The organism is Duganella zoogloeoides, from assembly GCF_034479515.1.
GTDB lineage: Bacteria > Pseudomonadota > Gammaproteobacteria > Burkholderiales > Burkholderiaceae_D > Rugamonas > Rugamonas zoogloeoides.
Genome location: NZ_CP140152.1, coordinates 842,835 through 853,620, shown reverse-complemented (window position 1 = coordinate 853,620; position 10,786 = coordinate 842,835). Strand labels below are relative to the sequence as shown.

Genomic DNA, 10,786 nt, shown 5'->3' with positions numbered 1-10,786 from the left:
ATGAAGAATTTATCGTTCAAGCAAAAACTATGGCTGCCCCTGATACTGAGTCTGCTCTGCATCTTTGTCATTTTTGTCCACGGCGCGATCCAGACGCGCGATCTGCGCATGGAGGAGCGCCAGAAGGATCTCACCAACGTCAACCAGGTGGGCCTGAGCATCGTCAAGCATTTTGATGCGCAGGTCACCGCAGGCCAGATCACGAAAGAAGAAGCCCAGCGCCGCGCCATCGACGTTGTGCGTTCGCTGCGTTTCGGCGAAGACGGCTACACCGCCATCGCCAGCAAGGACATGATCTCGCTGATGAATCCGTTCGCGCCGCAAAACAACGGCAAAGACATGAGCGGCTTCAAGGACATCAACAACTATTACCTGTACCGCGAAATCGCCGCCGCTGGCGCCAGCACCGCCGGTTCCGGCTATGTGCGCTACGTGTGGCCGCGCCCGGGCGGCAAGGAGCCGCTGCCGAAGACCGGCCGCGTGGACCGCTACGGCCCGTGGGGCTGGGACCTGATCACCGGCGTGTACATGGACGACATCGACCGCGCCTTCAAGGCCGAACTGCTGCAATCGGGCAGCGTGTTATTGGGCGTGACGCTGCTGCTGGGCTTTATCGTCACCCGCATCAACCAGAGCCTGCGCCAAACCATCGGCGGCGAACCGGCGCTGGTGCGCGAAGCGGCCGGCCGCATCGCCAGCGGCGACTTCAGCGTGCCGATCCATGTCGACGCACGCGACGACAGCAGCATCTTCTTCGGCATGAAGAGCATGCAAACCCAGCTCGCCAGCACCATCGGCGACATCCGCCGCAGCGCCGACACCATCGCCCTCGCCTCGTCCGAAATCGCCAGCGGCAATATGGACCTGTCGGCCCGCACCGAGTCGCAAGCCAGCTCGCTCGAACAGACTGCCGCCTCGATGGAAGAGCTGACCGCGACGGTCAACCAGAACGCCGTCAACGCCCAGCAAGCCAACGAGATGGTGATCTCGGCGGCCAGCGTGGCCGGCAAGGGCGGCGAAGTGGTCGCCAGGGTCGTGCAGACCATGGACGCCATCAACAGCTCGGCCACGCGCATCGTCGATATCATCAGCGTGATCGATGGCATCGCGTTCCAGACCAATATCCTGGCCTTGAACGCGGCCGTGGAAGCGGCCCGCGCCGGCGAACAGGGACGCGGCTTCGCGGTGGTCGCCAGCGAAGTGCGCAACCTGGCGCAGCGCAGCGCGGCCGCCGCCAAGGAAATCAAGACCCTGATCGGCGACTCGGTCGACAGCATCAAGGTGGGCAGCGACCTGGTGGCCGAAGCTGGCGCCACCATGGACCAGATCGTGGCCAGCGTCTCGCGCGTGACCACCATCATGACCGCGATCACCGCCGCCTCGCACGAACAGAGCATCGGCATCGGCCATGTCAACCAGGCCATCACCGAGATGGACGCGGTGACCCAGCAGAATGCCGCGCTGGTGGAAGAAGCGGCATCCGCCTCGGCCAGCATGCAGGACCAGGCCAGCATGCTGGCGCAGCTGGTGCTGCGCTTCCACCTGGACAAGGCCGAGCGCAAGGTAGCCCTGCTGCAGTAAGGCGCCTGGTCCGTCAGCGCCGTTCGAACCACGCCATGAAGGCGTCGTATTCGGGCTGCGCCTCCGGCACCGGCCGGCCTGCGGGCACCAGCTGATGTCCGGCCAATGGAATGCGGCGGAACGTCACATCCCGGCCCTGGGTGCGCAGCTGCGCGTACAGCACTTCGGTGGACAGGATCGGCACGCTGTCGTCCTGCATGCCGCTGGCCAGGTACACGCGCGCCTTCGAGTGGGCCAGGTTCTCCGCCGTGGACTGCGCAAAGAAACTGCTCCAGCGCAGGTACGGGTGGCCCCAGGCGAACTTGCTGGTGCTCGTCGGATCGGCGGCGATCGCACCGTAGGTCCGGTCCAGCTCCTGCAGCTGTTTGAGCTTGTCCTCGTCGCTGGCGTTCGAGCGATAGATGTTGGCGGCGAAGTCGTAAAGCTGGGTCGGTCCGTTGGCAGCGATCAGCACCACGTCCGTCACCTCGGCCAGTTCACGCGCCAGTCCGGCGGCCATGGGCGCGCCTTCCGACATCCCGATCACCAGCACACGCCGCGCGTCGACGTCGGGCCGTGCCAATGCGTGGCGCACCGCCTGCTTGAGCGTGGCCAGCCACGTGTCGTAGGAAAAGTGGCGATTGAAATCGCCGGCGCAGCCGACTGCCGAACCGGGATCACCCTGCTGTGGCTCTTCCGACTGGAATGGCTTCTCGACGGCCATGACGGCGTAGCGCTTGTCGGCAGCGAGCGGTATCCACGAATAGATGTTCGAGTACCGGTTGGGCGTGCCCAGCCCGGAGAATGGCGCAACGCAGCCCGAACCCTGGATATACAGGACCAGCGGCGCCTTGTGCGCCGGTTTGGAGAGGTAGTAGCGCACCGGAGCGCTGTCACTGTCCTGCAAGGTGATCCGCGCGAACGAGAAGGTCTTGAAGTCGAACTGTTCTTCCTTGACGGCAGCGGTAGCAGTGCTTGCGGCGCCCCACAGTACCGTGCAGGCCAGCAGCACGCTGGCGCAGGCGGCCTGTGCGCAATATTTGAAGAAATGCTTATCGACTGTGTATTTCATATATGCAAGATGATATCCTGTTGGCAATCTTAGCGTATTCACGAAGAAGGCTATTACTATTTTGGATGCTACATGAATCAGGAAGCACTTACTGACAACCGGAATCCGGCCGCAGCAACCCGGGTCGGACAGATATTTTATGTTGTCTCGATCAAAAAATTTTCCGTCTTATTTGTCGCAACGTTAGGACTCTACAGCTTGTACTGGTATTACAGGAACTGGGCTTGCTACAAGAGCCAATGGGCAAGTCACGATAAGGATAGGGAAGATCTCTGGCCGATAGCACGAGCATTTTTTGCGGTCTTTTTTGTTCACTCCCTGTTCCGGGAAGTGAAGGCCCTGGGACGTGACAAACCCGCAGTGGAAGCATGGGAAAGCGGCAAGCATGCCACGCAGCTCGTGGTGTTGATGATTGCTTCGCAACTCCTGGATCGCCTCGCCTATCGTGAGATCGGCTCTCCTTATACGGACACGCTGTCACTGATCATCCTGGCTCCCCTGTTGTTGCTCTACACGACTGCGCAGGAAAAAATCAATGCCAGTTGCGACGATCCCGATGGCAATAGCAACACTCACTTCACTGCAGCCAATTACGCGTGGATCATTGGCGGCGCCATATTCTGGTGCTTGGTGCTGCTCAATTACATCCTGCCTGACTAGTGTGGCAGACTGCGACCTTTTGTCGCCACCGGAGTCACCATGCAGGAAATCACCGGCGCCTCGCTGCAGGACATCACCGCGTTCGTCGCCGTGGCGCAGACAGGCAGCTTTACGCTGGCCGCCGAGCGGCTGGGCACCAACAAATCGAGCGTCGGCAAGGCCATCCAGCGGCTGGAAAAACACCTGGCCACCCTGCTGTTCCAGCGCACCACGCGCGCCGTACACATCACCGAGGATGGCCAGATCTACCTGGCTGCCGCGCGCGCCGCGCTCGAGCACCTGCGCGACGCAGAACAGGCGCTGGCGATCAATCGCGCAGAGCCGGTGGGACGCGTGCGCGTCGACCTGCCTGCCGGCTTTGGACGCGTGGTGTTGCCCACCCTCGGTGCGCTGCGCGCGCGATATCCGAAGGTGATCGTGGAACTGTCGCTCAGCGACCGCCGGTCCGACCCGGTGGGTGACGGCTGGGATCTCGTGGTACGGATCGGCCATCTTCCGGCCGACAGCGACATGACCGTGAGGAAGATCTGCGACCTGCACATGGGCCTGTACGCCTCGCCAGCGTATTTGCAGCAGCGCCCTGCCATCACCGCGGTCGCCGACCTGCACGCGCACGACGCCGTGCTGTTTCGCAGTACCTCTGGGCAGCTGCATGGCTGGTCCGTGAACGACAACGGCGTGCAGCGCGAACTGGCGCCCGCCCCCGTGATGATCATGGCGGACGGTCACACGCTGGTGGAAGCGGCGGCCTGCGACTTCGGCGTCGCGCAGCTGATCGACGGCTTTGCCGCCCCGCTGGTAGCCAGCGGTCGCCTGGTGCATGTGCTGCCGCAGGCGGACGTCGCAGCGCCACCGGTCCACGCCCTGATACCGGTGGGCCGCAAGATGACGGCGAAAACCCGGGTAGTGCTCGACCACCTGGTGGCGACGCTGCAGCGGTAACTCAGTCGAGGAAACGCGGCAAGGTCGGCAGTTTCCGATTGTCGGCAGGTTCGTGCTGGATCACCAGCGTGGCGTGATGAGCCGCGATCACGTCATCGAGTTTTTTGCCGGACCCAATGGTCTGGTGATGGTCGTAGTTCCAGGTGGGCACTTGCTGACGACGATAGTTTTCCGTGAAATGCCACTGGTCGCCGGACAGCACGTAGTAGCCGGCGTTGCCGAGCTTGAGCAACAGCGCCATGCTCCCCGGGGTGTGGCCCGGGGTCTGGATCGTCTTGAGCGTGCCGTCGCCAAACAGGTCGACATCGCCGTCGATCACCCGCACGCGTTCGCGCCTGTTACCTGCCAGGTGGGCGCTGAACAAGCCGGCGTCCATGTAATGCGCGGTCGCGTTTTCGGTATCGGCCATGGCCTCGAGTTCGCTGCGCTGGATGATCAGGGTCGCCTTCGGAAAATCATTGACCTGGCCGGAATGGTCGAAGTGCGCATGCGACACGGCGACATAATCGATGTCGTCGGCGCGCAAGCCGAGGTCGCCCAGCTGATCGACGATCGTGCGGTCAAGCCTGGTTTTAAACGTGCCTTCCACGACCGGACCGGCCAGGTACTTTTTCGGCAAACCGGCATCCCACAGCACCCAGTCCTCCCCGTGCTTGATCAGGTAGCACGACATGACGATGTCCTGCGATTGCCCCTTGTACAGGCCGGCGTCCGAGAACACCGTTTTGTCGCCCAGCGTCATGTGGCCGCAGTCGAGCCGGTACATTTTGACGTCGGGCGCAGCGGCCTGCGACGGCGCGGTGGCGGACAGTGCGAGGGCGGAAAAGATGAGTCCGGAAAGTAAGCGTTGCATGTCTGTTCTCCTGAAGAAGCGTAAGGGGGAAGTGTCGGAAACCGATGCGGCAGTATCGCCGCGCCGCGGTCCCGGATAAACCACCTGTGCAGCGACGCTCTGTCGCTTCAGGGGAAACAGTGCGCGGTACGGGCGTGAAGGGTGTGAAGGGTGTGAAGAACCCGGACGGCAAGCTGCTATGCTGAGTCGAGCGGGTGCATCAACCTGCAACAGCCCACCACGCGGACCACCGCGCCCAAAACGAAAGAGTAAGAATGAGTAGCCCAGAAAAGACCATGATCGCCGAACTGGCGTTCGAGCTTGGCAAGGTGACGAGACATGCCATCGACACGCTGCATGCCGCTGCCAGCCCGGCCGATCTGACCAAGATCGCCAACGATTTGCTCGAAGCAGGACAGGAAAAAGTGGCCAGCGACGTGCTGATGCTATTCGTCGCCGGCTTCGAGGAAGGCGAACCACCCGAACGGCGGGCTGATCCAGAAAGTCGTGTGTAGATCAGCCACGAGAGTATTTCGAGACGTCTAAAAACCCGCTTCCTGTATAAAAAGCGGGTTTTTTAACGTCTTGACTCAATTTATTGCTCATTTCTCATGCGCTTGCCGGAATCACATTCCGCTATGGCGCACCTCTCCCAGAGACCAAATGTCCCTCGCTTGTCCCTCATGCGGACTCTTGTTCGCCAGTATGGTTCCCGGCGTGCTCTGGAGCAATTGAACGCGGCCAATTTCCGAGCTGCTTGGGCGTTGGACTCGGGGGCAGGGGGGAAGTTCAAATTTTTTCGTTTTAGCTCACATCGCGTGACATAAACTATATTTGGCCAGAATTATGTTACGGGTGCCCTGCGTACGGGCACAAGATGTACAAGAAGATATTTGGCTGTACAAAAACACAGCGAAATTGAGTTACAATCTCCTCGTACCATCCCTTTCACGGCAACACCCATTATCGGAGTGAAACATGTCGAACAAAGTAGCGGGTTCCAAAGCAGCAAATAGTGCATCGAAGGTTCCGCACAGCAATTCTACTAGTGCAAGTTCTAAGGCTAGCACCGGCAGCACGCACTCTCAGGTTGCTCCAACTAAACGTGACTTCAGCTAAGGCTGCTAAAGCGGCGGCTGCTGTATTGCGTGATGATCGAGCAGTGCAGCGAAGCCGCATTGGAGCAAGTGACGTTTGTTTTTGTTATATGAACCGGCGATTTTGAATACATTGAGGACGGTATGAATTTTTTGAAATTTGACTTAGGAAACCTCAAGCGTGGTGAAATTGTTGAGGTAACACTTACTAGTGGTGCCAACGTGAGATTGATGACGAGTTCGGATTTTTCCAGTTATAAGGCGGGGCGCCAGCATCGATACATTGGTGGATTGGCCAAACGTTCTCCAATACGACTGCAGACTACAAGCTCAGGTCATTGGTATGTAGCAGTTGATATGCAAGGATTACATGGAACTACAAGGGCTTCTGTACGAGTTTTACCAGGTGTTCTGCCAGATATTCAAGAAAGACCATTAAGGGAAATTCCAAGCCTTGTGCGTGATGATGTCCCAACGCCGGCTGAGTCTGGCGGGGAGACGCATGATGTCTTTATTTCCCATTCATCGGAGGATAAGGACGAATTCGTAAGGCCCTTAGCTAGTGCTTTAATCGCACACGGATTGAATGTTTGGTATGACGAAATGACGTTACGCATTGGGGATAGTTTGCGCCAGAAGATCGACAAAGGCCTGGCTACCAGCCGAGTCGGGCTTGTAGTCCTATCTCCTTCTTTCATAAAGAAAGGATGGACAAATTATGAACTGGATGGGATCGTGACAAGAACAGTGTCAGGAGAGCAGGTTTTACTACCGATTTGGCATAACATTACCAAGCAACAGGTAATGGATTTCAGTCCATCATTGGCCGACAAAGTGGCTCGAAGCACGGCTACACACACTATAGAAGAGATTGCTGGGGAGATCGCAGAATTACTTCAGCCTCGTCTGCCGGGTAGTCTTTAATTATGAGGCACAGAAATTTCACAATATAAAATAATATTATTTACTATAACTATTATTTTATTTTATTTAAAATATTTTATCTTTAATTCACTAAATTATTATTCTTCTTTTAAGGCAAAATTATTTGTTTTAGGCTTTGGCGCTCTTTATTATAAAGTGATTTTAAGGCATACTCTTCCATAAAAAATTATGAGGAAATAGATGATCCAAGAGAGTAATGTTCTTGATTCTTCGGCAGGTAAAGCGGTTAATCCGCTAGTTTTTATTAGTCATGACACAAGAGATGCTGAACTAGCTGAAGCATTCAGCAACTTGTTAAAAAGCGTTAGCGCCGGCGTACTTAAGTCTTTTAGGACTTCAGATAGGCGAGGCAATCAAGGAATTGAGTATGGCATTGAATGGTATCCTGAAATTATACGGAGTATTCAAGCCGCATCCGACGTCGTCTGCTTGCTTACAGAACGCAGTATTAACAGGCCGTGGATTTTATTTGAGGCGGGCATGGCTAAGGGGAAATTGGACACTCCAATTTTAGGGGTTGCCTTAGGAGTAGAGTTAAAATCTGCTTCTACCGGCCCCTTCGCGCAATTTCAAAACTGTGGGGATGATGAAGAATCGTTAACTAAACTCGTTTTCCAATTAGTGAACAGAATTCCAGGGTCTGAACCAGATAGAGATACTATTAAGTTTCAAGTTGGAAAATTCAAAAAAACAGTTGAAGCAATTTTAATTTCAACCAATAAAAATTTATCAGGCACATCTGATTCTGAAAAAAATAATTTAGATGAAATTGAAAATTCATCTGCGAAGCTTTTTGAGGAAATCAAAATAATGTTTCAGGATCTTCCATCAAGAATTGAGCGAAATGACGGCCCCAGAAGAAAAAGCCGCCGTCGCATTCATCCAGGCATGATGGAAGAGATGATTTTAAGCGCAAGAAATCCAGCCATGGGAATTAGAATTGGATTATCTTTTTTTCGTGATTCAATGCCTTGGTTATATGAAGAAGGCAATTCCATTCTTACACGCTTTCAGAATAATAAAAATTCTTCTGCCCGAAAAAATTTATTCAAGGAGTTCCACGATTTGGTGATGTTCAATGGTCGCGCTCCATTCTTGGAGCAGTTTTTTGATACAGAGGAAGATTTTTTTCTCATGCGTGAATTACCAAAAATCCTAATGCACGCCTTGGAAAGATACGATATGTATATATTGGAAAAATCAATACAAAATAGTTAAAACATTTTTGAGAGAATTTAGGACATAATCATTAGCACTTGCTAGATTCACGTTTTTGTTAGCCATTCTTGGTCGTATTCTAGTCACTACTCAACTCTGGCCAACTGGGTTTTTGAAGAACATTGGAATTTCGGCCAGGCATTGCTGGAATTCCGAAATTACTCTATTCCAAAAGACGACCCAATTCATAATTTTACCATTATCGTTATGTTGAAAAATGCAATATATAATCAAATTGCCAAGTCCCATGCTATTTTTATTCCGAGTGGCATGTATTCTAGTCATAGTAGATGGATTGGCGAAGAAATAATGGGAGCTAAGGAATATGGAAAACCTATACTTGCGGTAACGCCTTGGGCTCAGGAAAGGAATTCTGATGTGGTTCTTAGGAATGCTAATGCACGCGTAGGATGGAGTAAACAATACGTAGTTGACGGAATTTGGAAATTATATTATGAAAGAAATAAATGAACCAGGAAGATTATCCGGCTTTGCATCAATCTGCTTCCGATCTTTCTAAGCAGTCCCAAGATGCTTTTTTCTATGCGTTCTTTTCGCATATGGCGCTGTTAGCTATTGCATCCGCTATTTCTGTATTGAACTCTTCGGAGCCTGGCTTTGCTATTTTTCAAGCAATAGTTCTTTTAGGCGCATTAGGGTGTGCTGTTTATCTTTATTTCGTACGTCCTGATCGTCATTGGTATTCAGCACGAGCGGTTGCTGAATCAGTAAAAACTATTACTTGGCGATATGTATGTCGTGCTGAGCCGTTTAATGGAGTAGATGTTGCTGATCAGCATAACTTTAAATTGAGACTTAAATCGATTCTAGAACAAAACAAGGATGTTGCTGGATTGTTAGTGAGCCATCTTGCTGATGTACAGGTTTCTGATGAGATGGAAAGATTACGAAAAACCCCACTTGATGAGCGTCAGAGATTCTACAGAGAAAATAGAATTGTTGAACAGCAATCTTGGTATGCTTCTAAATCTGCAATTAATAAAAGAAAAGTAAAGCGCTATTTCGCTTTTTTGATACTGGTGATATTGCTCGCTATTTGTTTTGCGATTGCCAAGATTGCTTTTCCTAAAGCTCTTTTTTGGCCGACTGATGTTTTTGTGACCGTAGCGGCTGGCCTTTTAAGCTGGATACAAGCAAAGAAATTCCAAGAACTTTCCATTTCCTATGCTTTAACGGCACATGAAATTAGCTTGATAAGACAACAATCCGGAAATCCCATGGGAGAAGATGAATTTTCAAAATTCGTGGGAGATGCTGAAAATGCATTTTCGCGAGAGCATACACAGTGGGTTGCAAGACAAGACCAATGAAAAAGATTTCATGAAAAATAGAGCTTTAAATTTATAGATGCAGCGTTTAAATGTTTTAGTTTTCCTCGCCCCGTTGGGTTTGGGCCAGTTTCCGAACTCCGCCGGGATCTCGCGACGTTGTCCCCGTCGATACCGAGTCCGGCCTGAAAAATTCGAAAACCACCTCAGACAGAGACTAGATTGCGGGCGATCGCTGTCGACGAGGTTCTATACAAGCGCGCCGGAGCGGTGCACGCCCCGGTTGTGACGGATGTGGGTGGCCAGTTGTGCCAGTGGATGCAGCAGGTTGACCAGTTCATCCAGCCGTTTGCGGAACATGTCTGCGCTTTGTGATCCAGCTGGCTTCGTTCTCATTCATGCCTCTGAAATTTGCAAGGATTGCCACCATTTTAGCCAAAGCTTGCAAATCACAGCTACTGTTTTTCGCTTTTTTGGCGGCAGAATCAAGCGGTTAGGATTTGTTCAGGCCCGACTATTTAAATGGCGCACAAACACACGTTTCATAATCCTTAGATTTGAAATTTCAGAAAAATATGATTAATGAAAACCGTGATCTTAAAATGCATATTTTTTTTGGCAATACTCCATGATACACTAAGGTTCCAAAACTTAAGGAAGAGTAAAAATGCCAGATTTAAAAACAAGGATGTTGTTCATCAGTCATGCCTGGAAGTACGACGACGCATACTTAACAATTGTCAAGTGGTTCAACGAAGCTCCAAACTTTAGCTGGAAAAATTGCAGCATTCCTAGCACTGACGCACTTAAAGAAAATACAACAAAAGGACTCTGTGAAGGAATTACTAGGCAAATCAACCCTGCTCAGGGAGTACTGCTAATCGCAGGCATGTACGCAGCCCACAGTGGATGGATTGATTACGAAATCGGAGAAGCAAAGCGGCTAGGGAAGATCATTATTGGCATAAAACCCTGGGGGCAAGAACGTATGCCTCTAAAAGTACAAGAAGCTTCAAACGTAATTGTTAATTGGCAAGGTTCTAGCATAATTCAAGCGGTTAGAGATTATATTTAAAAATTCACCCAAACTGGCGAGCTTTAGCTTATTTAAACAAATAGAATATTTATTTTCAAAAATAAACTAACTGCTCGCTTTTTATTGATTTGGAAA

11 protein-coding genes are annotated in these 10,786 nt (G+C 52.2%); 9 read left to right on the top strand and 2 right to left on the bottom strand.

The window, feature by feature from the left end; all coding sequences use genetic code 11:
- Window positions 1–1,581, top strand: a complete 1,581-nt coding sequence (locus SR858_RS03810; protein WP_019923068.1) for a methyl-accepting chemotaxis protein — start codon at window positions 1–3, stop codon at window positions 1,579–1,581.
- A 13-nt stretch (window positions 1,582–1,594) separates the two neighbouring features.
- Here SR858_RS03810 and SR858_RS03805 read toward each other — a convergent pair whose 3' ends face one another.
- Complete coding sequence (locus SR858_RS03805; RefSeq protein ID WP_019923069.1) at window positions 1,595–2,632, bottom strand: alpha/beta hydrolase family protein; 1,038 nt, start codon at window positions 2,630–2,632, stop codon at window positions 1,595–1,597.
- A 72-nt stretch (window positions 2,633–2,704) separates the two neighbouring features.
- Between SR858_RS03805 and SR858_RS03800 the strand changes: the two genes are divergently transcribed.
- Both SR858_RS03800 and SR858_RS03795 read left to right on the top strand, forming a co-directional pair.
- On the top strand, window positions 2,705–3,292 hold the full coding sequence (locus SR858_RS03800) for a hypothetical protein (protein WP_154819974.1): 588 nt from the start codon (window positions 2,705–2,707) through the stop codon (window positions 3,290–3,292).
- A 39-nt stretch (window positions 3,293–3,331) separates the two neighbouring features.
- On the top strand, window positions 3,332–4,234 hold the full coding sequence (locus SR858_RS03795; RefSeq protein WP_019923071.1) for a LysR family transcriptional regulator: 903 nt from the start codon (window positions 3,332–3,334) through the stop codon (window positions 4,232–4,234).
- A gap of 1 nt (window position 4,235) precedes the next feature.
- Here the strand turns inward: SR858_RS03795 and SR858_RS03790 are convergent, their stop codons facing one another.
- Window positions 4,236–5,087, bottom strand: a complete 852-nt coding sequence (locus tag SR858_RS03790; RefSeq protein ID WP_019923072.1) for an N-acyl homoserine lactonase family protein — start codon at window positions 5,085–5,087, stop codon at window positions 4,236–4,238.
- Between the two features lie 254 nt (window positions 5,088–5,341).
- On the opposite strand from SR858_RS03790, the gene SR858_RS03785 reads away from it, so the two are divergent.
- The 6 genes from SR858_RS03785 to SR858_RS03760 all read left to right on the top strand — a co-directional run bounded on the left by SR858_RS03785 (window position 5,342) and on the right by SR858_RS03760 (window position 10,690).
- Window positions 5,342–5,581: a hypothetical protein gene (locus SR858_RS03785; protein WP_154819975.1), complete on the top strand. Its 240-nt coding sequence runs from the start codon at window positions 5,342–5,344 to the stop codon at window positions 5,579–5,581.
- 726 nt (window positions 5,582–6,307) lie between these two features.
- On the top strand, window positions 6,308–7,087 hold the full coding sequence (locus SR858_RS03780) for a DUF1883 domain-containing protein (RefSeq protein ID WP_051120342.1): 780 nt from the start codon (window positions 6,308–6,310) through the stop codon (window positions 7,085–7,087).
- 201 nt (window positions 7,088–7,288) lie between these two features.
- The gene (locus tag SR858_RS03775) at window positions 7,289–8,326 is read left to right on the top strand and encodes a toll/interleukin-1 receptor domain-containing protein (RefSeq protein WP_084670053.1); all 1,038 of its coding nucleotides are present in this window, start codon (window positions 7,289–7,291) and stop codon (window positions 8,324–8,326) included.
- Between the two features lie 45 nt (window positions 8,327–8,371).
- Entirely contained in the window at window positions 8,372–8,797 is a 426-nt protein-coding gene (locus SR858_RS03770; RefSeq protein ID WP_322534606.1) for a TIR domain-containing protein, read from the top strand.
- On the top strand, window positions 8,794–9,657 hold the full coding sequence (locus tag SR858_RS03765) for a DUF4231 domain-containing protein (protein ID WP_051120343.1): 864 nt from the start codon (window positions 8,794–8,796) through the stop codon (window positions 9,655–9,657). The genes SR858_RS03770 and SR858_RS03765 overlap by 4 nt, the downstream gene beginning before the upstream one ends.
- Before the next feature lie 625 nt (window positions 9,658–10,282).
- Window positions 10,283–10,690: a TIR domain-containing protein gene (locus SR858_RS03760; RefSeq protein WP_051120344.1), complete on the top strand. Its 408-nt coding sequence runs from the start codon at window positions 10,283–10,285 to the stop codon at window positions 10,688–10,690.
- The last annotated feature ends 96 nt before the right edge of the window (window positions 10,691–10,786 follow it).